Raw genomic sequence first — 23,093 nt, 5'->3', positions numbered from 1 at the left:
GCTTTATTCATTGCTAAGCCCGCACCGAAATGTGCGGGCTTTTTTTCGCTATTTTTTCCGTTTTTTATATCCAAGGTTTTTATATCCAAAACTTTCTATATCCAAAACTTTTTATATTCAAAATAAAGGCACTCAGCTTATACTCCGGATTACGGCTAATTGTTGGCCGGTAAATTTAGGAAATCCAAGCCACATGAAAATTCTGCTTTTAGTAGGGTTAATTGTTTTAAATGGTCTGTTTGCCATGTCTGAGATTGCATTGGTAGCAGCAAAAAATAGTCGGCTGAAACGCTTAGCCGAAAAACACCGCTCCGCTCAGGTTGCTCTTGATCTCAAAGAAAACCCAACCCGCTTCCTCTCTACAATCCAAATCGGTATCACGGTAATCGGCCTACTCAGCGGGATTGTGGGTGAGGCGACGCTATCGGCTCCACTAGCCGTTCAACTTGAACTGTGGGGACTAGACCCAACACAAGCGAACATCTTGTCTACTGCGGTTGTGGTGGTAGGTATTACTTATTTCGCTATCGTTGTCGGTGAGTTGGTACCAAAGCGTTTTGCTCAGTCTCAAGCTGAAAACATTGCTGTGTTAGTCGCGCTGCCAATCTTCTGGTTATCTAAAATCGCGACGCCGTTTGTGTTTGCGCTGTCGGCTTCAACGGAAGGTATTCTTAAGTTGATGGGCCGAGGCGGTGAAGAAGATAGCGTTACCGAAGATGATATCCATGCACTTGTGAAAGAGGGCTCAGAATCGGGTGTGATTGAACGCGGCGAACAAGAGATGATTCGTAATATCTTGCAGCTTGATGATCGTCTTGTGAGCTCATTGATGACTCCGCGTCGAGACATCGACTTTCTGGATGTCGACCAACCCGTTGAGCAGATATTAAAGAAACTGCGTTCATCAAAACACAGTGTGTTTCCATTGTGCCAAGATCACCTCAATAAAGTGGTGGGTACAGTGTCAGCCAAAGCCTTGCTGAATCAGGCGGGCAATCTAAGCATTCAAGTGATCATGGGGCTGTCTCGCTCGCCGATCTATGTTCCAGAATCGATGAAAGCTCTGCGTCTACTTGGCTACTTTAAAGAGTCGGGCACCGAGATGGCATTCATTGTCGACGAGTATGGCGATGTTCAAGGTCTTGTGACTCATTACGATATTCTTGAGGCGATTGCTGGCGAGCTATCGAATAATCCGAACGATCTTTGGACCGAGCAAGTGGAAGACGGTTTGTTGGTGGATGGATTGATTCCTATCAGTGAACTGAAGAACCGTTTAGAGCTATCGGATTTTGAGGGCGAAAGCGAGAGCTTCCAAACATTGAATGGCCTTGTGACTTGGTTAATCGGGCGCTTACCGGATGCAGGCGAAGTTGTTCAATACCAGCAGTGGCAGTTTGAAATTATCTCTGTTGAGAATAACCGTATTGTGAGCATCAAAGCGACGCCAATAGCCGGTGACACAGAAGACGCTAATAGCTAACAGTTCGACCAACCAGCAAGCGGCAATGGTTCATTGTCTCTTGTTGTCTTAACCTCTTTATTGTTCATTATCACGAAGATTAGGTATGCTTCACCGCATACCTATTTTCGTTTTTATCCTTTGTTTTCTGGAGTTCCCTTTGTCAGACCATCAATTCACCCCTCAAGATGAAATCTTCATGCGACGCGCCATTGAGGTAGCTAAGCAAGCAGAGAGCGAGGGAGAGGTTCCAGTGGGTGCGGTATTAGTGAAAGATGGGCAGATTATCTCTGAAGGATGGAACCGTTCGATTGGCAGCCACGATGCAACGGCACACGCAGAAATTGAAACCTTGCGTAAAGCCGGTCAAACCTTAGAAAACTATCGGCTACTCGATACCACTTTATATGTCACGCTAGAGCCTTGCCCAATGTGCGCAGGCGCGTTGCTACACAGCCGAGTAAAGCGCATTGTGTTTGGTGCTCCAGACTTAAAAGCGGGCGCTGCAGGTACAGTATTGAACTTGTTTGAAAGCCAAGCCTCATACCACTATGCCGACGTTGAACATGGTTTGTTAGAGGAAGAGTGCCGTGAGCAATTACAAGCGTTTTTCAAGCGTCGTAGAAAAGAGATAAAAGAGAAGCGAAAGCAAGAACGTCTGTTGGAAGAGCAGCGTTTAGAAGCAGAGATGAAGGCTGGCAATAAGAAATAGCAGCGTACTTTCGGCACTCTCTATCGCAAGAGTGCCAAGCAAACTGACTGAGTAACTACATTTACTCAGCAATCATCTGCATGAAAGCGCGATTGCGCCAAATGATCTTCTTCTTATTATTTGAAAGCATACGCTTACGACGGTTTGCAGCAACGGTCTTATCAAGGCGTTTCGATTTCAGTTTCTTCATCATTTCAATGATTTCCTATTTGTCGTCTGACTTTTTAGTTTGGACTAACGATTTAATTATAGTGTTATTCGTTTGTTTGGCCTGTCGCACGCTTGGCTTAAATAGAAGAGCAGTTCTAGTCTAAAGCCAGCATTGCAGTGCAACAGAGCATAATCTTGATTGTGTTGTGCCGTTATAAGGTTCGATTGTTACTGCAATATGACACTCTAGATCTCATCATCATTTTCTTGCCTGCTTCCCTTATCCCTTAGTGACGAAAGAAGAGTCGAAAAAAGACAATAAAAAAGAGCAATGCTAGATGGCATTGCTCTTTTGGGTTTTACTGTGAAGGCTCAGAACTGCTTACTGTCGACTGAGCTGCGCTGATACTCGATTCAGCACCTGAGGTTTCTAAAGGTGGGATCACCACCAAACCTTCAAGGGTCGCTTCTTGTTCTTTATTGCGCTTATTTACATGGCCAATAATGCTTTGGTAATAACGGCGAATGTTTTCAACGTAGTTTCTCGCTTCATCACCACGCGCATACCCATATCGAGTTTGGCTGTAGTACTTCTTCTGTCTTAACAGAGGCAGTCTGTCTTTCACATCGCCCCAAGCATCGGGATCGCCACCTTGTGCCTTCGTGAGGCGACGCGCGTCCATCATGTGCCCGTAACCGACATTGTATGAAGCAAGTGCAAACCAGATCTTTTCGTGTTGAGTGATTGAATCTGGTACTCGGTTCACGATACGACGCAGGTACTCAACACCGCCTTGTACCGACTGGTTCGGGTCGAGACGGTTGGTTACCCCAACACTCTTCGCGGTGGGCAGTGTCAACATCATCATGCCACGAACACCCGTTGGTGAGCGCGCAACAGGGTTCCAGTGTGATTCTTGGTAGGCCAAAGCGGCAATCAAGCGCCAATCAAATTCTTGAGAGTACCTTTGAAATAGCGGCGACCATTTTGGCAACTTGCTGTCCAGTGCGCGGATAAAGGCACGAGTATCAACGTAGTCAAAAGTGCCGATGTGGCCGATGTATTTCTCTTCTAGTGAAGCCAGTTCACCAGACTGTTTTAGGTTACCGAAGAACTCAATCAGCAAAGCATACAGGCTTTCATCTTCCGATCTATTTAGGTACCAAGAGATAGGTTGGTCTTCTGTCAGCTCAAATGCCAAGGCAACATCTGGGTACAAACGTTGCGCCAGTGATAGCTCGATAGAGTCGGCCACTGTGAATAAACGTTCGCCTGTTGATACTTCTTTTAGCAGGTCATTGATGTCTGCATTGCCAACCGCGTCATAGATGAAGTCATCGTGCGTTTTCTGCAGCAGTTTGAGTGTTGGTTCAAAGTGTGAGTCTTTCACCACAACCAAAGATGGCGTTAATGTGTCAGTAGACGCCGCCTCTTCTGATTCAGTTTGTGCTTTAACAAAGTCAACCTGACGCTCATTCTCGAAATTGATCAGTTGTTCAAGGTTTCTCGGTCGCCACTGGCCTTTTTTGTATACGACCTGTTGGCTTACGTAGTAATAAGCAGGTGCGGCGCGATAAGCTCGTGTCAGTTTGTTGTTTTGCGTTAAGCCGGTCGCGATAAGATCGATTTCGCCTTTCTGCAGTGCAGGGAACAAGCCAGACAAACGGTAAGCGGGTTTAACCTCAAGCTTTACACCAAGCTCCTGCGCAAATTCACGAGCTAATTCGTAATCCAAGCCAGCAGGACCATCAGGACCGATGTAATAAGAGAGTTGGTTATTTAGGGTGCCGACACGAAGAACGCCACGATCTCGTATCTGCTCAAGGACACTTTTAGGTTCAGATTCAATCTGGCATCCAGCCAACCCAAATAGGGCGATGGCGAGCAGAAGGAACTTAGACGAAAAGATGAGCGTAAATTTAGGCATCAAAATGAAATCTCGAAAAGTGGAAGCTCCTTTATACCAAACCCCGCAAGGCTGGCAAAGCAGGTTTAATTAAACAGTTGTAAAAGTGGTGATAAATGCAGCAAAAGTACCATTTACGCAGAAAGATAAAAAAAATCACGCAAACGGTTGCTTTTGGTGTTACGTCACAAAAAGAAATGCTTTATAATGCGCTCGCATTGAAGAGGTGGGATCGGCATAGGTTTTTAAACCTTCGGGAATAGCTTCGAAGAAAACAGTTAGGTTTTTCCTTTAACCCACTGAATTTATTCCAATACTACCTTAATCAACTGCATAAGAGACGTAAGCACATGAGAATTTTGCGTGGCTCCCCAGCTCTATCTGAGTTTCGTGTTAACAAGCTTTTAGAGCTTTGTCGTGAATTAAGCTTACCTGTAACAGGTATTTACGCTGAGTTTGCCCACTTTGCTGATCTAACGGCAGACCTAGATGAGTCTGAAGTTGAGAAGCTAGAAAAGCTACTGACTTACGGTCCAACGATTGAAGAGCATGAACCTGAAGGTTTACTGCTGCTTGCAACGCCACGCCCAGGCACTATCTCGCCTTGGTCTTCAAAATCAACAGATATCGCACACAACTGCGGACTGGCTAAAGTGTCACGTCTAGAGCGCGGTACTGCTTTCTACATTGAAACCTCTGCTGAACTTTCTGAACTTCAACTTGTTGAGCTGAAAGCAATCCTGCACGACCGTATGATGGAAGTGGTTTTCACTGACTTCGAATCAGCGGCGGCACTATTTACCGTTGCTGAGCCTGCTCCTTATGCGGAAGTTGACCTACTAACTGGTGGACGTAAAGCGCTTGAAAAAGCAAACGTTACCCTAGGTCTTGCACTTGCAGAAGATGAGATTGATTACCTTCTTGAAAGCTTCACTGAGAAGCTAGGTCGTAACCCGACGGACATCGAGCTAATGATGTTTGCACAAGCGAACTCAGAGCACTGTCGTCATAAGATCTTTAACGCTGATTGGACTATCGATGGCGTTAAGCAAGAAAAATCATTGTTCAAGATGATTAAGAACACCTTTGAAACGACACCAGAACATGTTCTGTCTGCTTATAAAGATAACGCAGCGGTAATGACAGGTTCTGAAGTTGGTCGTTTCTTCCCAGATCCAGAAACTCGCCAGTACAGCTACCACCAAGAAAAAACACACATCTTGATGAAAGTTGAAACGCACAACCACCCAACGGCAATCTCACCGTGGCCAGGCGCATCGACAGGTTCAGGCGGTGAAATCCGTGATGAAGGCGCAACCGGTATTGGTGGTAAGCCAAAAGCGGGTCTTGTTGCTTTCTCTGTATCTAACCTTAAGATCCCGAACTTCGTTCAACCTTGGGAAACTGACTTTGGTAAGCCAAGCCGTATCGTTACTGCTCTGGATATCATGCTTGAAGGTCCTCTTGGTGGCGCGGCATTCAACAACGAATTTGGTCGTCCAAACCTACTTGGCTACTTCCGTACTTACGAAGAGAAAGTAAACTCTCACGCAGGTGAAGAAGTGCGTGGTTACCACAAACCAATCATGCTAGCTGGTGGTCTTGGCAACATCCGTGATGAGCACGTTCAGAAGAAAGAGATCCCGGTAGGTGCAAGCCTAATCGTTCTAGGTGGTCCTGCGATGAACATCGGCCTTGGCGGCGGTGCGGCATCTTCAATGGATTCTGGTTCTTCTTCTGAAGATCTTGATTTCGCTTCTGTACAACGTGAAAACCCAGAGATGGAGCGTCGTTGTCAGGAAGTTATCGACCGTTGTTGGCAGCTTGGTGATGCGAACCCAATCGCATTTATCCACGATGTGGGCGCGGGCGGTATCTCGAATGCTCTTCCTGAGCTAGTCGACGATGGCGAGCGTGGCGGTATCTTTAATCTACGTGACGTGCCAAACGATGAGCCGGGCATGAGCCCACTTGAGATCTGGTGTAACGAATCTCAAGAGCGTTATGTAATGGCGGTTGCTGATAAAGACATGGCAACGTTCGACGCGATTTGTAAGCGTGAACGTGCACCGTACGCAGTGGTTGGTAAAGCAACTGAAGAACGTGATCTGAAATTAGAAGATTCACACTTCGACAACACGCCAATCGACATGCCAATGGACATCCTATTAGGTAAAACACCTAAGATGCACCGTGACGCGAAAACGCTAAAAGCTAACAACCCTGCGATTGACCGTTCTGGCATCGAGATGAACGAAGCGGTTGACCGTGTTCTTCGCTTGCCAACAGTCGCTGAGAAAACATTCCTTATCACCATCGGTGACCGCTCGGTAACAGGCCTTGTAGCTCGTGACCAAATGGTTGGTCCATGGCAGGTTCCTGTTGCTAACTGCGCAGTAACAGCGGCAAGCTACGACTCTTACCACGGTGAGGCTATGTCTCTTGGTGAGCGTACGCCAGTGGCACTTCTAGACTTCGGCGCATCGGCTCGTCTAGCGGTTGGTGAAGCAATTACTAACATCGCAGCGACCAACATCGGCGATATCAAACACATTAAACTGTCGGCTAACTGGATGTCTCCAGCAGGTCACCCAGGTGAAGATGCAGGCCTTTACGAAGCGGTTAAAGCGGTTGGTGAAGAACTATGTCCAGCTCTGGGTCTAACTATCCCAGTGGGTAAAGACTCAATGTCGATGAAGACTAAGTGGGAAGAGAATGGCGAGCAGAAAGAAGTAACGTCTCCGCTATCTCTTGTTATCACTGCGTTTGCACGTGTTGAAGATGTTCGTAAGACGATTACTCCTCAGCTTCGCACTGACAAAGGTAATACAAGCCTAGTTCTTATCGACCTAGGTAACGGCAAAAACCGTATGGGTGCAACAGCACTTGCACAGGTTTACAAGCAGCTTGGTGACAAGCCAGCAGACGTAGACAACGCAGCGCAACTAAAAGGTTTCTACGAAGGCGTTCAAGCACTTGTAGCGAACGACCAAGTTGTCGCTTACCACGATAAAGGCGATGGTGGTCTATTCGTAACGCTAGCAGAAATGGCATTCGCAGGTCACTGTGGTGTTAATGCAAACATTGAAGCGTTAGGTGAAGACACGCTAGCAGCACTGTTCAACGAAGAGCTAGGTGCAGTAATCCAAGTCCGTAACGACGACCTAGACGCAGTACTTTCTACTCTTGCAGCTAACGGTCTAGAAGCATGTTCTCATGTGATTGGCAGCGTTGTTGGTGAAGGGGAAGCATCAGATGAACTAGTGATTAAGTCTGGCGAGTCTGTAGTGATTGAACGTAACCGTACTGAACTACGTACTATCTGGGCTGAGACAACGCACAAGATGCAAGGTCTGCGTGATAACCCAGTATGTGCTGACCAAGAACATGAAGCGAAGAAAGACAACTCGGACCCAGGTCTGAACGTGAAACTGAGCTTTGACGTAAACGAAGACATCGCAGCACCGTTCATCAACACAGGTGCTAAGCCTAAGATGGCGATTCTACGTGAGCAGGGTGTTAACTCTCACGTTGAAATGGCAGCAGCATTCGACCGTGCAGGCTTCGAAGCAACTGATATTCACATGAGCGACATCCTAACAGGTCAAGCGGTACTAGAAGAATACAACGGCCTTGTGGCATGTGGTGGCTTCTCTTACGGTGATGTACTAGGTGCTGGTGAAGGTTGGGCGAAGTCGGTTTTGTTTAATGACTCTACTCGTGACCAGTTTGAAAACTTCTTCAAGCGTGAAGATACCTTCTCTCTAGGTGTGTGTAACGGTTGTCAGATGCTGTCGAATCTACGTGAACTTATCCCAGGTGCGGAGTACTGGCCACGTTTCGTTCGCAACGAATCTGAGCGCTTTGAAGCACGTTTCAGCCTAGTAGAAGTTCAGAAGTCAGATTCTGTATTCTTCAACGGCATGGAAGGTTCTCGTATGCCAATCGCTGTTTCTCACGGTGAAGGCCGCGTAGAAGTACGTGATAACGACCACCTAAACGCGATTGAAAACTCAGGTACGGTTGCTCTACGTTACGTTGATAACAACGGTAACCAAACGCAGCAATACCCGAATAACCCGAATGGTTCGCCAAACGCTATCACAGGTTTAACAACGACTGACGGCCGCGTGACAATTATGATGCCTCACCCAGAGCGTGTATTCCGTACGGTTGCAAACTCTTGGTCTCCGGAAGGTTGGGGCGAGAATGGCGCTTGGATGCGTATGTTCCAAAACGCACGTAAGAACGTGGGTTAATTGAAAACGATTTAAACAGTGTTATCGGGACAATAACCACAAGCGCAGATCGAAAGGTCTGCGCTTTTTTTGGTGGTGAGTGTGGTGTAGGGAGCACCGTATAGTGGATGTGTGTATAACAAACTTTTGGACAGAAATGAGTTTTGGAAAATCAAACATTAGCAAATGACTAATAACTTCAGGTATGACAAATAACTAAACCTGATAGAAAAACTGCCACCAAAGAGCAAAAGACAAGACCTGACCCTATTGTTTTTTGTACGCAAAAAAACAGCAGTCAGTGATAGGGTTTAATCGCCAAATAAATTCTACGCAAACTACCATTTTCATGCCGGGCTAAATGACATGGTTCAGCATGCACTCCCAAGGGCCTCAAAGGTAAGATTGAGCACCTTCTGCCCATTTGGTCAGCTTTAAATCGTCCAAAATAAGCAGCACGCAAGGCACAACAATTGACGCTAGTAACGTAGCCGAGACTAAGCCAAACGCAATACTGGCAATTAACGGGATCAGAAATTGCGCTTGCGTACTGGTTTCGGTTAACAGTGGAAGCAATCCTGCAAATGTGGTTAACGAGGTGATAAATATCGCTCTAAATCGGTCACGTACCGCCTCTCGACAAGCGTCTATCAAGCGCTCGCCTTGGGCGATATTCTTCTTAATAAAATTGACCAACAGAATGTTATCGTTAACGACGATACCCGCTAAGGTAGCAAAGCCAACCAAGCTTGGAATAGTCAAATCGAACCCCATGCCCAAGTGCCCCCATACCACACCAATCCAGCCCATAGGGATTGCCAGCAGCACAGCAATCGGTTGAGTGTAGCTTTGTAACAGGAACACTAAAATAAGATAAATCCCCACCACGCCAAGAGCAAAGAAGGTCGCCAGCGAGGAGCCCGTATCTGAGCTTTCTTTATCCTGACCTTGCGAGGTGAAGGTGATGTCTGGGAATTTGTGTTGAGTTTGCGAGACAAATTCGCTATTGAACTGCAGCATGATTTCACGCGCATTGGCAACCCGCGTATCGATATTGCCTTGCACAACCACAGTGTTCATCCCATTAATGCGGTGAATTCGCGAGAAGGCTTGTTTTCTGTCAAACGTCGCAACACTTGATAATGGAACTAGGGTTCCATTGCCTGCCGTCACCATCAAGTTATTCAACTCATACAGGCTAGCTTGGTGCGTAAACTCATCCAGTCTCACACTAATATCCACCAGCTCGCCTTGTTGGAAAACCGTCAGATCAGTACTGCCTTTTACCGCGCTGCGCAGCGTTTGAGCAATGTTGGAAGCATTAACTCCCATCACGCCAGCTTCATCTTTAAGGTTAACGTGAAATTCGGTTCTGCCCTCACGCAGATCGCTGGAGAGGTTATAGACACCGTCAAATCCCTTCAACCATTTCACCAGCGAGCGGCTGACTTGATTGAGCTCTTGTAACGACTCACCCTGAACCCGAATATCAATGCCATTGCCAGCAATGCCCCGTTCTTTATCGGTAAACTTGAGTGAAACCACATCCGCCGTAGGGCCTACTTTTTGTTTCCAATCTTGGATCAGATCTTTAATGCTCTGCTGCCTAAATTGCGCTGGCAATAGATCGGCACTGACGGTTGCCATATGCGGCCCCGACTCATTAGCATCAGCATTTGAGTTGAACATGATCGTGGTGCTCGCGACCAAAGGTTTTGAGCTTGGGTATTTCTCTGCGTATTCTTGGTTGAGTTCATCAAGCGCGTTTGAAACCTTCTCCACCACCGCCTCTGTCTGGCTCAGTAAACTGCCTTGAGGGAGCAAGATACGCGCCTGCAGCACATCACTTTCCAAGGCAGGCATGGCTTTGAATTTCAGCCAACCTGACGAAATGGAAGCGGTTGAAATCATCACCACCATCACCAATATCCCTACTGAAAGATAAGGTGCATTCATCGCCTTGACACTCACTGGCACAAAGAATCTGTCTCTGATGTTTTCAAAACCGGCAATGAACTTGTCCCGTATAGGATTAGAGCGAGATTCAGTATGGCTATGTGCCAAATGAGACGGCAAGATCAAGAAAGCTTCTATCAGACTAACAAGCAAGGTAATCAATAACACGATGGGAATATAGCGTAGTACTTCGCCCATCTTGCCTGTGAGAAACATCAGCGGCCCTATCACCATGATGGTGGTAGCAAACGATGCAATCACACCTGGGAAGACTTGTTTGGTACCTTCAACTGCAGCGTCAAACGCGGGTAGCCCTTGTTGCCTCTTGGCAGCGATGTTTTCTGCAATGATCAACGAGTCGTCCATTAGCAGACCAATCGCGACAATCAGCCCGACCAGCGTCATCATATTCAGGGTATAACCGAGAAGTTGTATCGCAAAAATGGCGCCAAGGAATGAAACCGGCAGCCCCATGGTGACCCAAAAGCTAAAGCGAATATTAAAAAACGCCCACAACATCAAAAATGCCAGTGCTAATCCCTGTGCGCCATTGCTGGTGAGGATTCTCAGACGCTCAATAATATTGGTGCTGGAATCTTGGGTGATGGTTAAAGCGACGCCTTCAGGGGCTCTCGCCTGTTCTTTTTCAACGATGCTGACGATCGCATCTTTGACCGTTAAGGTATCTTGAAATTGCGTTTTGGACACCTGAAGCAAAGCGGCACGCTGACCATTGAACAGGATTTGATTTTCATCGCTAGTGAACTTCTGCTGAATAACGGCAACATCACCGAGGCGAACCTGAGTCCCCGTCTCACTGGATTTAATCACGATATTTTCGAAGTCTTTGACGTTGCTGCCTAAGTGGTCGAAGCGGACGCTGATCTCTTCCAAGTCATTACTAAATACGCCAGCAGGAGTGCTGATACTTTGCTGTTGTACTAGATTGGACAAGTCGGACACACTCAGGCCGTACTGCTGCAACTTCCACTGCGATACGCGAATTTCTATTTCTTGATCCGCAAAACCGCTCACGGTCACCTGAGCGATCAATGGGCTCTCTTTTAACTTGTGCTTAATTTGTTGGGCATAGAGATATAAGTCCCTATCTGACATATTGCCGGTAATCGCGACACTGGCCACCGTTGCCACTCGGTCCAGTTTCGACACCGTGATCTGCTCAACTCGATCCGGAAAATCACTGATGGCGTTAACCTGCTGTTGAATATCGCTGGTTAAAGTGTCAATGTCTTCATCATCGCCGATTTCCACATTGGCGATGACCAAACTCTCTCGGGCATCACAGCTTAACTCTTTAATTCCACTCAGCTTATCGAGAGAATCTTCCAACGGGTAACACACTTCTTCCATCATCTCAAAAGGTGACGCGCCCGGATAAACGATCCGAACCTCAATATTTTTGGTCGGCGTCAACGGAAAAGTGTCTTTCTGCAGTTTGGGCAAGGCAAAAGCCCCTAACAGCAGTACCGCCATCATCAGGACATTGGCGCCAGTGGTGTGCCGAGCAAAAAAAGCGATCATAATTTGCCCTCTTTCTGAATCGCGTTTAGGGCTTTAAATCCGCTCTGCGTATCCAACCAAAGGCCGATTTTCTCATCCGGTTGCGGTTGTAAAGCCATCCCCTCAACGGCGGGTGAAAGTTTACTTAGCACAACCACATCACCGAATTCCACGCCAGATTTGATCACCGCAACCTGCCCTTGGACGAAATCTATCCTGACAGGTTTGCTTTTCAGTTTACCTTCAGAGACAGTGTAAACTTTACCATCATGGATGGCGTTTATCGGTAGCAAGACTTGTTGCTCCATCATTGGTGCTTTAATCGTGACTTTAACGAAAGTCCCACGAATAAGTGGTGGCTTCTCCCCGGGAATGGCTTGCTGATAGGGCTGATTTACTTGTGCAACCAGGCTTTGGCTTTGAGTCTGAGCATCGATTTCACCGCCGGAGCGGCTGATCTCGGCAGGCCAAGTAATTACTTTATCGCCTGCTTGGAGCTCGACTGTCGCGCTCAAGTTGCTATGAACATCTTCGTCAAGCGAGTCAAAGCGATTGGAATTTCTTAGCGGACGCATTTTACCAAGCGGAAACTGCGCGCGAACCTCAACGGCATCGATGTCATCCGCTTTGAGCAGCAATTCCCCCTTGTTGACATACTCGGCGAGTCCAACCAAGGTTTCGACAATGCGAATATCAAATGGGGCTTTAATTACGGTTTGTTCGAGATCTCGGTTTGCAAGTGCTAGTTCCGTTTGCAAAACCTTTTGCTGCGCTTGATTAATTGCCAGTTGGTTTTTCTGTGTCTGGAGCTGTTGCTGGCTGCTGAGCAAGTCTTTGGTCGCGCGGTCTTTCTCTGTTTTGGAGATATGCCCGGTTTCACTCAATTTGATTGAGCGGGCATATTCTGACTGTTGTACCTCAAACTCTTTCTCTGCAATCTTGAGCGAATCGATAATGGTCTGATTTGTTAGCATTAGCACTTCAAGCTCAGCTTGCAAACGGGCAATAGTAAGTTGATAAGCGGTGGGGTCAATTCTAAGGAGTTCGCTGTCTTTGCGGATAATAGCGCCCGTTTTGTATTGCTCAGAAACCCACACAACCGCGCCGTCAAGTTCAGACTGTGCCTGCCAGTCTTGAACAGACTCGGTATGTCCATATCCGATGGCAGAAGGTTGGATATTTCGCGGCTCGACTTTCAACACCCGAACCACCTTTTTAGCAGCCGTATTACTCGCATTAGGCGGTTCAGCCTTCATCCCTGGTGCGATCACCAATAACGCGATGCCCAACAAAACAGGAGGAACAAACAGAGCCCTTTGTAACCAGCTATACCTAGTCATAGCGATTCCCTTACTATATATTAGCTTTTCCTTAAGCAAAAGGTAGCACACCAACATAAGCGGATTTGCTTCCTTGATCTCAAAATAAGTCAGGCCTCAAAAATGGAGGCCTGATTGAATTGAGCTACTGATTGTTTTTGCCTTTGCCCATGGTATTTTTGGGGTTCACCATGCCTTGATGAGCATTAAACTCTTGTTGAGAGATAGCGCTATCCGCGTTGCTATCTAACGAAGCAAAACTGTGGCTTTGATTGATATTTTTCAACGTACGTCCCTCTTCTGCTCGCTGGGCAATACGTTCTGAGCGTGCTTGATTGAACTCGGCTTCGGTTATCTTGCCATCACCATCGAGATCAAACTGTGAAAATACTGGGCGTGACATATTGTTATTCATGCCTTTATTCATTCCACCAGCCATTGCTCCGAAGGCAATAACGATACCGAGTAACGCGATTATCGTGCTTTTGATTTTCATGACGTTTTCCTTCTCTTTGTTTCACTACTTAAGAATATACTAATGTAAGTAAGATAACGTCATGTGATGTAAAGGTATGTAAAGATGGCTAAGTAGATATCGATTTATGTTCTTATCGGTTTGTAAGCGCAGCGCAACAGAAATTATGAAACTTCTGCCGCTAGTACTCTGGTAAGAGTACAGGCATAGCTATGTCCAAATGGTTTTCAAATTATCCCAAACTTTCAGCCACCGAAACCGAAACCGAAAAGCCAATGATATAAAATCCCTAGTTTCGAAAAATATGGCGATTTTTAGACATTCAGAGTGTTTTCGAACTTTTGCCCAGCAGTTTGCCTTGCAAATATCCAACAGACAAGGGATTACTTTTAGTAGGGCAAATACATGTTAACATTCTGTTAACTCTGACTGGTAATGGGGCAATAATGATTCCCAGAACATACAAAAAAGCCGCTGGATTGAACCCCAGCGGCTTATTATTTTCTAGCATCTAGCATCTAGCATCTAGTGCTTAGATTAGTTGTTGCTGTGCAGCTCGCTGTTTAGCTCAACCGCAGACTTGTTCGCTAGGCACTCGATTTGGCCTGTGATTGAGTTGCGACGGAACAGAAGATCAGACACGCCAGCAAGATCGCGAGCTTTAATGATTTCTACTTCATTGCCTTCTTTATCTAGCATGCGAACCTTAGTACCCGCAGTCACGTAAAGACCAGACTCAACTGTACAACGGTCACCCATAGGGAAGCCAAGACCCGCGTTTGCGCCTAGTAGGCAGTTTTCGCCGATAGAGATAACCATCGTACCGCCACCAGACAGAGTACCCATGATAGAAGCGCCGCCGCCGATGTCTGAACCGTTACCTACAACAACACCCGCAGAGATACGACCTTCAACCATGCTCACGCCAGTTGTACCAGCATTGAAGTTGATGAAACCTTCGTGCATTACTGTTGTGCCTTCGCCTACGTGTGCGCCAAGACGAACACGAGAAGTGTCAGCAATACGAATACCTGTTGGTACTACGTAGTCCACCATTTTAGGGAACTTGTCTACGCAATCTACAGACAGAGCACGACCTGCAAGGCGAGCTTCGATTTGACGCTCAGCCAGCTCAGGTAGGTCGATAGGGCCTTCGTTTGTCCATGCGATGTTGTGCAGTAGACCGAAGATGCCGTCCAGTACCGTACCGTGTGGTTGTACTAGGCGGTTAGAGATAAGTTGTAGCTTTAGGAAGCCTTCAGCAACTGATGCTGGCTTCTCGTCAGTAGCAAGAACAACAAGAACAAGTGGCTGTTCAGACGCTGCCGCTTTTTCTGCGAAAGATGCGTTAGCTGCATCATCGTTTGCTGCGAATGCTTTCGCCAGTTCTGCGCTTTGTGCAGCAGAGATTTCGATAGCTTGGTTGCCTTCAGCGTAACCTGACACTTCAGCTACAGCTGCTACAAGAGCGTCGCTTGGGTTTAGAAGCGGGTTAGGGAAGAACGCTTCAATGATTTTATTGTCGCGATTTTTGGTTGCCGTACCGAAGGCTAGTGAAAAATAAGCCATGTTGAATCTCCATGTGTTGAGTCTTGATTTTGCTATTCCAAAACAACGGCTCGAATAACAAGCGCTGCCGTTAGCAAAGTTAATTTAATTGCGTTCATCATAAAGAGAGCGCCCTCGTTATGAAAGGGCGTATCGGGATAAAGTCTGTAAAATGATATTGCTTGTCTTTTGAGAGATAGTTTTCATTATCCGGATATTATACCTCGCTCTTAAATATGGGCGTTCTTACTTAAGTAGCGCGGTGCCATTTCATTTCCATGCCTGACACTTATCTTTAGTCCATCCTCTTGTTAGCCGTATCAATAGAGTGAGTCACACTTTCTTTATAAATTCATGTTTATTATCAGAATTATTCGACTTCTGTTGATTAATCGCTTGTGCCTACAGTTAGGGTAAATACTCAACTTTCCAGACATGTAATTAAGAGAACGATCACTAAAACCCTGCAAGATGTCAGTATATTGCCTGCCACAACGACATTAAAACGATTAATAAAGGATCTTCTATGAATTTTACTAAGTCTTTACTGGTGTTATCTATCGGCGTAGCGATGGTTGGTTGTGGCTCGGACAGTGACGATATCGCAGTGACATGTGACACTGCCGCTTCTTGTACCAAGTTTACTGTTTTACATACCAACGATAACCATGGTCGCTTCTGGGAAAATAGTAAGGGTGAGTATGGAATGGCGGCTCGTAAGACGTTGATTGATAGTATTCGTGCGGAAGTGACTCAAAACGGTGGTGAGACGATCCTACTGTCCGGTGGTGACATTAATACTGGTGTTCCAGAGTCTGATATGCAGGATGCGATACCAGATTTTGTTGGCATGAACCTTCTTGGTTACGATGCGATGGCATTAGGTAACCATGAATTCGACAACACCTTGGATGTGCTTGAGATGCAATCTGAGCTAGCTGACTTCCCGATGCTTGCGGCGAATATTTATATCAAAGATGGAGACACAGTTACTGATGAACGCCTTTTCTCTCCATATAAAGTATTCACCATTAATGGTTTAAAGATTGCTGTTATTGGCCTGACAACCAAAGATACGGCTAAATTAGTTAATCCTGACAACGTCGCGACAATTCACTTTGCCGACCCACAAGTTGAAATCAAAAAAGCCATAAAAGAAATAGAGGCCAATGAAACGGTTGACCTGATTTTTGCTACCACGCATATGGGGCATTACGCAGATGGTCAGCATGGTAGTGAAGCGCCTGGCGATGTATTGCTTGCTCGCTCTCTAGAAGAAGGTCAGCTAGATGCAATTATTGGTGGACACTCTCAAAACCCTGTTTGTATGGAAGGCAATGAATACGCCGACTTCAACCCAGGGGATGACTGCAAACCTGATCAGCAAAATGGTACCTACATCATGCAAGCTCACGAGTGGGGTAAGTATGTAGGCAGAGCTGACTTTGAGTTTTATGACGGCAAACTGCATTTAGCGAAGTACGATCTGGTTCCTGTGAACCTAAAAGAGAAGGATGAAAACGGTGATTATCAGTTTATTCAATCTGAAATAAAGCCTGATGCAGCTGTAAAAGCTACTCTCTACCCATATCAACAACAAGGGCAAGATCTCCTCGATGTCATCATCTCAAAGACAGATGCAAAACTGGAAGGTGATCGTGATGTTGTTCGTTCAGAACAAACTAATCTTGGTCACTTGTTAGGAGAAGCATACCGCACTTATGAATTGGTGAATGCTGACTTTGGTGTAATGAACTCTGGTGGTGTCCGTGACTCAATTGCGGCAGGAGACATTGCTTATCGTGATGTACTGACGGTTCAACCTTTCGGGAACTTCGTGACTAAAGCAACGATGACAGGTGCTGAAGTAAAAGCGTATTTGGACGTTGTTGCGACGAAGACTGCAGGATCCGGCGCTTATGCCCAACTCGACAATATCAGCTTAACGGTTGACTGCGATTTGAGTGATGTGACCATTCGAGACATCAATGGCAAAGGTTTTGATTTAGCAGACACTTACACGTTCTCCGTGATCAGTTTCAGTGCGGCTGGTGGTGATGACTACCCAGTAATTGACGTTGAATCGACACAGTTAACGGATGCCTCGGTACTGCGCGAATTCTTTGTTAAGAACCCTGATGTCACTGCAGCGAATTACGCACCAGCGGATGGTGATCTAATCTACATGAGTAAAGGTTTAGAAGTAAAAGGCTGCCCTGCGAACTAATTTATAATTCGTAAACAAAAGCGCCAAAGAAAATAGCCAGCGAATCGCTGGCTATTTTTGTATCAGAAATTTGTTGTTCTGAGCTTAAACAAACAGTGCCTTATAAGCTTGCTCAATCCCTTCAATCAACATCTGCATACCGATTACCGCGAGTATCAACCCCATCATTCGAGTAATCACGTTCAGTGCGCTTGGTCCAACGGCTTTAACGAAGCGCTCGCCAAATACAAACAATACGTAGGTTAAGGCGCATAGTAGGCCAAAGGCGACGATGGTTTCGTAGATGCCTTCGGTGCTGGCAAAGTTCATCGCGGTGGCAATGGTGCCCGGTCCGGCTAATATTGGCATTGCCAGTGGCGAGACGGCGATACTGAGCGCCGCATCTTGTTGAGCGTCTGAGTTGACCTTCTCTTTTGCTTTAGAGTGTGTTGAGTCACCTTGCAGCATATGAAAGCCAATCAAGAACACGAGGATCCCGCCGGTGATACGAAGCGCGTAAAGCGTGATACCAAAGAGGTCGAAGATGAGTTTACCCGAGACAGCAAAGGTGCTGACGATGATGAAGGCGATGAACACTGAGCGGAAAGCGATAGACTTGACCGTTTCCCTATCATTATCACCTGTTAATCAAAGAAAGATCGGTGTGTTGGCGATAGGGTTCATGATGGCAAAAAAGCCCATGAACACGGTAATGGTATGAATGATGAGCTCTTTCATATTATTCCTTTGAAAATATGTAGTTAAATACGACAGCAGAATGTATTTAATCTTAGATACAAATAATTATTAGAAATAGATAGTAGAGCAAGTGTGAATAAAAAACAGCCAGCATAAGGCTGGCTGTTTGGTTTTAGTGATAGGTGTAGAGTTTTAGTCGTCCGTTATTGCTTGATTCTCAACTAACAGACTCTACATAACAGGCAGATTGTGGGACTCACTTTGTCGTTATGCGTGTTGAGATTCACTCACTGCCACAGCCAATGCAACCGTCGCTCCGACCATTGGGTTGTTGCCCATGCCGATGAAGCCCATCATCGCCACGTGAGCAGGAACTGAAGAGCTACCTGCGAACTGAGCATCAGCGTGCATTCTGCCCATGGTATCGGTCATGCCGTAAGACGCTGGGCCTGCTGCTACGTTATCTGGGTGCAATGTTCGACCTGTACCGCCACCTGAAGCAACTGAGAAGTATGGCAAACCTTGGCGAGTGCGTTCTGCTTTGTAGATACCAGCAACAGGGTGTTGGAAGCGTGTTGGGTTGGTTGAGTTACCCGTGATACTCACATCCACTTCTTCTCTGTGCATGATCGCTACACCTTCACGTACATCATCAGCGCCGTAACACAAGATCTCGCCACGAGGGCCTTGTGAGAAGCGGCGACGTTCTGTTTCAACTAGCTCACCCGTTTGGTAATCAAATTGAGTGCGAACATAAGTAAAGCCATTGATGCGAGAGATTAGGTAAGCGGCATCTTTACCTAGACCGTTCAAGATAACTTTCAATGGTGTTTTGCGTGATTTGTTCACGTTCAGTGCAATCTTGATCGCACCTTCTGCAGCAGCAAAAGACTCATGGCCTGCAAGGAAAGCAAAGCAGTGGCTCTCTTCATTGAGAAGGCGAGCAGCCAGTGCGCCATGGCCGATACCGACTTGGCGTTGCTCCGCAACACTGCCGGGTTTTGTGAATGCTTGAAGGCCTTCACCAATGATATTCGCTGCTTGTTCTGCGTTGTTCGCTTTACGGAACAGAGCCAATGCTGCACCAAGAGTGTAAGCGTCAGCTGCGCTTTCAAATGCGATAGGTTGAGTGTCCATCACTAATGCTTTTGGATCGACATTGTGTGATAAACAGTATTGGTTTGCTTGCTCTAAAGAGTCGAAGTTCATTTCTGCCAATACGAGAGTTACTGATTCATTAAATTGAGTGTTCATCATATCTTTCCTCTTTTATTGGCAAAAATTATTGTTGACGTGGGTTAATGGTGGTCACGGCTTCGTCGAAGCGACCATAAGTCCCTGTCGCAAGGTCAGCAGCTTCGTTCGCTGGTACGCCTTGGTTAATCGCCTTCATCATTTTGCCGAGGTTGAGATATTCATAGCCAATCACTTCGCTGTGATCATCAAGTGCAAGCTTGGTTACGTAACCTTCTGCAAGCTCTAGGTAACGAACGCCTTTTGCTGCGGTTGAGTAGCTGGTGCCAACTTGGCTGCGCTGTGTTTGACCTAAGTCTTCTAGTGCTGCGCCGATCTCTAGGCCACCTTCAGAGAAAGCCGACTGAGTTCGACCGTAAACAAACTGCAGGAAGATTTCGCGCATCGCTACGTTGATCGCGTCACATACTAAGTCAGTATTCAGCGCTTCTAGAATGGTTTTTCCGGTGAGGATTTCCGCAGCCATCGCGGCAGATTGAGTCATACCTGAACAACCAATCGTTTCGATTAATGCTTCTTCGATGATGCCGTTTTTTACGTTAAGAGTCAGTTTTGCAGCACCTTGTTGTGGTGCACAAGTGCCAACACCGTGGCTTAAGCCAGAAATAGCGATGACATCTTTTGGGCTAACCATTGCGCCTTCAACTGGAATTGGAGCTGAATTGTGAAGATCACCCCTTTGAATAGGGCACATTGATTGAATTTCTGAAGAGTAGTGCATAATGTTTTCTCACTTATAGAGCCATTTAAGGCCTAGGGCGTTGAGAAAACAGGACGTGTTGGAAGAGGTGCGGCTAATTCACTACAGATCTTGAGTATCGATAATCCAAAGGTGTCATGGAACTTGGTCTTAATAGACTAAGTCCATTTCAAAATGGAGGAATAGCGATACGTCCAACAGTATTACCTGTTTTCGATTCTGTAGGAGTCATTAGCACTGTTCGGAAAGAACGGGCGGTTGAAGCAAAAGCTTAGGTGGAACCCCATCACCTGATGGCTATAGATTAGATCTTCCTCACACTTTCATGCAAGCGAATGTTTAGAGCGATTTCGACTATAAACAAGCTTCATTATATTTCGATAAGTATAAAAAAACGCCAATAACGAACTCTGATTAGAGGCGTCATTGACGTTTTTTAGAAAGGTATCAGCTAGTTAAGCTGCATCTTCTTCTGCGTCTTCAACAGCTTCAAGCTTCTTAGCTTTTTTCGGAGCTGGCTTACGCTTAGCACCTAATGCGTAAAGAACTTCTTCTTTGTTCTTCGCTAGGTACATTGCAAGTTCTTCTTGCTTGCCTTCATCTTCAACTAAATCGCTTTTGCCTAACAGTTCAAAAAGCTCATCAGCCATATCCAGCATTTTGTCGTATGCGTCAGCTTCGGCTTTAGAGGTAAAAGTCATTTTCTCTTCTCCGTTGCGTTCCACCACGTACTTGACGATAACAGCCATGGTTAATCCTCTAAGTTTGATAAATTTTACTGGCTTTTTATACAGTTTCTGATGTTAAAAGTCCAGTTGGAGCCCGTACTATGCGGCCTCAATCTTGATGTGCCGCCCAGTCTTCACAATAACTCATGAAAGATTTCAGCAGTGGGCTTTGATATTTGTCTTTATGGACCAGCATCCAGAATCGGCGTTTCATATCAAGTGGCACATTAAGCGCTTTTACTCGGCCTGAATCGATCGCTCGCTGAGCAGCTAAACGAGACAAACAGGCAAAGCCAAGACCGGCAGAAACAGAGTTGATGATTGCTTCTGTGGTGTTGAGTTCAAAAGATTCATACCAATGTTCGATGCGCGGTGCGACGGCACGAAGGAAAAACTCGCGAGTCCCTGAGCCTGATTCACGTAAAATCCAATGGCTGTCTTCTAAATCGCTTAAAATCACTTTTTCTTTGGCAACGAGAGGATGTTGATTACTAACAATAATGCACATTTCATCGCTGCTAAACTGACTCGAAATGAGTTCAGGGTGTAATGTTTTTCCTTCAATTAGCGCGATATCCAGTTCATAATCCACCAACTTTTGGCAGATCAGTGCACTGTTTGAAATGAACAAGCTTTGATCCTGATGTTGAGTTCGTTCGCGAAAGCCTGACAAAATAAACGGTGCGACCTGATTACCAATCGTGTCACTCGCGCCGACCTTTAGATTGCCACTTAAAGGCTGATCATCACGGAACAAAACATCAATACCAGCAGCACGATGTAATATTTCATCCGCCAATGGAAGTAACTTATGTCCCTCTTGGTTGAGAATTAATCGGTTGTTGACCCGGTCAAATAGAGAGTGGCCGAGTTGTTTCTCCATTTCGCCTAGTGCCATGCTGACCGCAGCTTTAGACAGAAACAGAGCCTCAGAGGCAGCAGTCAATGTCGAGTGCTGAGTAATAGTGACGAACACTTTGAGCTGTTTTATTGAAATATTAGCCATCAGATTCCTAGTTTTACTCTGCTGGTGAAAATGGATTCTGTTCAGTATTGATGAACACTTGTTATATATAATTGGATATTGTTTAACGAAGCGCAAGCGTATTATGGCTTCAACAAGCTGATGAGTTCACAAGTTTAGTGAATTAGGTTTAAGAGAGGCTGACATGATTCAACGTATTAAATATAGATTAACAGGAGCTCCAACTCCCATGGCAGGGTTAGCACTCGCAATTGCAAGCTTAGGCTGGTGTTGGGATGGTGTTCTAGTCGCACAAGGTATCTTACACACACCGGGTTTGGTGCAGTGGATCAGTGCTGGCATTGCGGCGGTATTACTTCTTGTTTTAGCTGTGAAATTTTTGATTCATGGTCACCTATTGCGTGAAGATCTTGCTCACCCTGTTGTCGGCAGTGTGGTACCAACATTTGCAATGGGGTGCATGGTGGTGTCAGCGTCTTTGGCGCCAATCTCTCAATTCTTACAAGAAGCTATGTGGTTGGCTTCTGTGGCTTTGCATGTTGTGTTTCTAACGAGCTTTTTGTACCACAGAGCTAAAAACTTTGAGATTCACCACATGGTGCCAAGCTGGTTTGTGCCACCGATCGGTATTATCGTCGCTGACGTCTCTTTCTCAGGTAATCCAGTTTTAGAGCCAGTAGCTAACGCGACTTTGGTATTCGGCTTATTGGTTTACGCAGTAATGCTACCAATCATGGTTTACCGTTTGATCTTCTCTCACGAAGTGCCAGATGCTGCAAAACCAACGATTGCGATTATGGCAGCACCGGCAAGCCTATCTTTGGCGGGTTACTTAACCGTTACTGCTAACCCTTCACCTGTGATCATTGGTTTACTATTTGGTATTGCAGTGTTGATGACGTTCATTATCTATATGGCGTTTTTCAAACTACTTCGTCTTCCATTTAGCCCTGGTTATGCAGCGTTTACCTTCCCAATCGTGATTGGTGCAACAGCCTTGTTCAAACTGGCTGCGTGGATGCAAGCACAAGGTATTGAAGCGCATTACATCAATCAAGTGTTTGGCCTAGCGTATCTAGAATTGATTGTGGCAACGTTTGTAGTGGGTTATGTGGCGGTTCGTTATTACATGAATTACAAACCTCACCGTGTTCTAAGCGCGGTAGGCAGTAGATTGTAAGAAGCAATAGTTCAAAAGATAAACGGAGCTTAAGTTTTCAGTATTTCATAAGC

General features: G+C 45.9%; 15 protein-coding genes, 1 pseudogene and 1 riboswitch. Of the genes and pseudogenes, 5 read left to right on the top strand and 11 right to left on the bottom strand.

Annotation, left to right across the window (positions count from 1 at the left end; all coding sequences use genetic code 11):
* Positions 1 to 193 precede the first annotated feature (193 nt).
* Together AB4138_RS17170 and tadA are read left to right on the top strand one after the other, a co-directional pair.
* Positions 194 to 1,483 (top strand): hemolysin family protein, encoded by a 1,290-nt coding sequence (locus AB4138_RS17170; protein ID WP_017059876.1) that lies wholly within the window; start codon positions 194 to 196, stop codon positions 1,481 to 1,483.
* A gap of 85 nt (positions 1,484 to 1,568) precedes the next feature.
* Positions 1,569 to 2,174 carry a tRNA adenosine(34) deaminase TadA gene (gene tadA / locus AB4138_RS17165; protein WP_032545688.1) on the top strand — a complete coding sequence of 202 codons (606 nt, stop codon included), beginning with the start codon at positions 1,569 to 1,571 and terminating at the stop codon, positions 2,172 to 2,174.
* Between the two features lie 61 nt (positions 2,175 to 2,235).
* Here the strand turns inward: tadA and AB4138_RS17160 are convergent, their stop codons facing one another.
* Both AB4138_RS17160 and mltF read right to left on the bottom strand, forming a co-directional pair.
* A complete protein-coding gene (locus AB4138_RS17160) occupies positions 2,236 to 2,367 on the bottom strand; it encodes a hypothetical protein (protein WP_017059878.1) in 132 nt (43 codons plus the stop codon).
* A 316-nt stretch (positions 2,368 to 2,683) separates the two neighbouring features.
* On the bottom strand, positions 2,684 to 4,252 hold the full coding sequence (gene mltF / locus AB4138_RS17155; protein WP_371725091.1) for a membrane-bound lytic murein transglycosylase MltF: 1,569 nt from the start codon (positions 4,250 to 4,252) through the stop codon (positions 2,684 to 2,686).
* Between the two features lie 329 nt (positions 4,253 to 4,581).
* Here mltF and purL point away from each other — a divergent pair, with 329 nt between their 5' ends.
* The gene (purL, locus tag AB4138_RS17150) at positions 4,582 to 8,490 is read left to right on the top strand and encodes a phosphoribosylformylglycinamidine synthase (protein ID WP_017068539.1); all 3,909 of its coding nucleotides are present in this window, start codon (positions 4,582 to 4,584) and stop codon (positions 8,488 to 8,490) included.
* 372 nt (positions 8,491 to 8,862) lie between these two features.
* Here purL and AB4138_RS17145 read toward each other — a convergent pair whose 3' ends face one another.
* The 4 genes from AB4138_RS17145 to dapD form a co-directional block, all read right to left on the bottom strand.
* Positions 8,863 to 11,967 (bottom strand): efflux RND transporter permease subunit, encoded by a 3,105-nt coding sequence (locus tag AB4138_RS17145; protein ID WP_372306949.1) that lies wholly within the window; start codon positions 11,965 to 11,967, stop codon positions 8,863 to 8,865.
* Entirely contained in the window at positions 11,964 to 13,286 is a 1,323-nt protein-coding gene (locus AB4138_RS17140) for an efflux RND transporter periplasmic adaptor subunit (protein ID WP_032545691.1), read from the bottom strand. Before AB4138_RS17140 ends, AB4138_RS17145 begins: the two co-directional genes overlap by 4 nt.
* A gap of 124 nt (positions 13,287 to 13,410) precedes the next feature.
* Positions 13,411 to 13,761: an EF-hand domain-containing protein gene (locus tag AB4138_RS17135; RefSeq protein WP_372306947.1), complete on the bottom strand. Its 351-nt coding sequence runs from the start codon at positions 13,759 to 13,761 to the stop codon at positions 13,411 to 13,413.
* Between the two features lie 516 nt (positions 13,762 to 14,277).
* Positions 14,278 to 15,309, bottom strand: coding sequence for a 2,3,4,5-tetrahydropyridine-2,6-dicarboxylate N-succinyltransferase (gene dapD / locus AB4138_RS17130; protein ID WP_017059885.1), 1,032 nt, complete (start codon positions 15,307 to 15,309; stop codon positions 14,278 to 14,280).
* Between the two features lie 505 nt (positions 15,310 to 15,814).
* On the opposite strand from dapD, the gene ushA reads away from it, so the two are divergent.
* Positions 15,815 to 17,515 (top strand): bifunctional UDP-sugar hydrolase/5'-nucleotidase UshA, encoded by a 1,701-nt coding sequence (gene ushA / locus AB4138_RS17125; RefSeq protein WP_017064205.1) that lies wholly within the window; start codon positions 15,815 to 15,817, stop codon positions 17,513 to 17,515.
* 84 nt (positions 17,516 to 17,599) lie between these two features.
* On the opposite strand, the pseudogene AB4138_RS17120 reads toward ushA, so the two are convergent.
* The 5 genes and pseudogenes from AB4138_RS17120 to AB4138_RS17100 all read right to left on the bottom strand — a co-directional run bounded on the left by AB4138_RS17120 (position 17,600) and on the right by AB4138_RS17100 (position 21,881).
* Positions 17,600 to 18,232, bottom strand: a pseudogene (locus AB4138_RS17120) (MarC family protein).
* A 228-nt stretch (positions 18,233 to 18,460) separates the two neighbouring features.
* Complete coding sequence (locus AB4138_RS17115) at positions 18,461 to 19,450, bottom strand: GGGtGRT protein (RefSeq protein ID WP_372306944.1); 990 nt, start codon at positions 19,448 to 19,450, stop codon at positions 18,461 to 18,463.
* Between the two features lie 25 nt (positions 19,451 to 19,475).
* Positions 19,476 to 20,168, bottom strand: a complete 693-nt coding sequence (locus tag AB4138_RS17110; RefSeq protein WP_017071044.1) for an iron-sulfur cluster assembly scaffold protein — start codon at positions 20,166 to 20,168, stop codon at positions 19,476 to 19,478.
* Between the two features lie 194 nt (positions 20,169 to 20,362).
* A riboswitch (Fluoride riboswitch) is annotated at positions 20,363 to 20,447 on the bottom strand.
* Positions 20,448 to 20,602: 155 nt separating this feature from the next.
* Positions 20,603 to 20,896 (bottom strand): YebG family protein, encoded by a 294-nt coding sequence (locus AB4138_RS17105; protein ID WP_008223840.1) that lies wholly within the window; start codon positions 20,894 to 20,896, stop codon positions 20,603 to 20,605.
* 88 nt (positions 20,897 to 20,984) lie between these two features.
* Complete coding sequence (locus tag AB4138_RS17100; RefSeq protein ID WP_017059889.1) at positions 20,985 to 21,881, bottom strand: LysR family transcriptional regulator; 897 nt, start codon at positions 21,879 to 21,881, stop codon at positions 20,985 to 20,987.
* 208 nt (positions 21,882 to 22,089) lie between these two features.
* On the opposite strand from AB4138_RS17100, the gene AB4138_RS17095 reads away from it, so the two are divergent.
* Entirely contained in the window at positions 22,090 to 23,040 is a 951-nt protein-coding gene (locus AB4138_RS17095) for a TDT family transporter (RefSeq protein ID WP_017071043.1), read from the top strand.
* Positions 23,041 to 23,093: the final 53 nt, after the last annotated feature.

The organism is Vibrio sp. 10N.286.52.C3 (genome assembly GCF_041468865.1).
GTDB classification, from domain to species: Bacteria; Pseudomonadota; Gammaproteobacteria; order Enterobacterales; family Vibrionaceae; genus Vibrio; species Vibrio crassostreae_C.
Note: the sequence above shows the minus strand (reverse complement) of the source record. Positions and strands in the feature narration are given on the sequence as shown.

Coding starts and splice junctions, on each gene's coding strand:
- dapD (WP_017059885.1), bottom strand. CDS start 15,309: ATGGCTTATTTTTCACTAGCCTTCGGTACGGCAACCAAAAATCGCGAC.
- AB4138_RS17170 (WP_017059876.1), top strand. CDS start 194: ATGAAAATTCTGCTTTTAGTAGGGTTAATTGTTTTAAATGGTCTGTTT.
- AB4138_RS17115 (WP_372306944.1), bottom strand. CDS start 19,450: ATGATGAACACTCAATTTAATGAATCAGTAACTCTCGTATTGGCAGAA.
- mltF (WP_371725091.1), bottom strand. CDS start 4,252: ATGCCTAAATTTACGCTCATCTTTTCGTCTAAGTTCCTTCTGCTCGCC.
- ushA (WP_017064205.1), top strand. CDS start 15,815: ATGAATTTTACTAAGTCTTTACTGGTGTTATCTATCGGCGTAGCGATG.
- AB4138_RS17100 (WP_017059889.1), bottom strand. CDS start 21,881: ATGGCTAATATTTCAATAAAACAGCTCAAAGTGTTCGTCACTATTACT.
- tadA (WP_032545688.1), top strand. CDS start 1,569: ATGCTTCACCGCATACCTATTTTCGTTTTTATCCTTTGTTTTCTGGAG.
- AB4138_RS17160 (WP_017059878.1), bottom strand. CDS start 2,367: ATGATGAAGAAACTGAAATCGAAACGCCTTGATAAGACCGTTGCTGCA.
- AB4138_RS17105 (WP_008223840.1), bottom strand. CDS start 20,896: ATGGCTGTTATCGTCAAGTACGTGGTGGAACGCAACGGAGAAGAGAAA.
- AB4138_RS17140 (WP_032545691.1), bottom strand. CDS start 13,286: ATGACTAGGTATAGCTGGTTACAAAGGGCTCTGTTTGTTCCTCCTGTT.
- AB4138_RS17145 (WP_372306949.1), bottom strand. CDS start 11,967: ATGATCGCTTTTTTTGCTCGGCACACCACTGGCGCCAATGTCCTGATG.
- AB4138_RS17135 (WP_372306947.1), bottom strand. CDS start 13,761: ATGAAAATCAAAAGCACGATAATCGCGTTACTCGGTATCGTTATTGCC.
- AB4138_RS17095 (WP_017071043.1), top strand. CDS start 22,090: ATGGCAGGGTTAGCACTCGCAATTGCAAGCTTAGGCTGGTGTTGGGAT.
- AB4138_RS17110 (WP_017071044.1), bottom strand. CDS start 20,168: ATGCACTACTCTTCAGAAATTCAATCAATGTGCCCTATTCAAAGGGGT.
- purL (WP_017068539.1), top strand. CDS start 4,582: ATGAGAATTTTGCGTGGCTCCCCAGCTCTATCTGAGTTTCGTGTTAAC.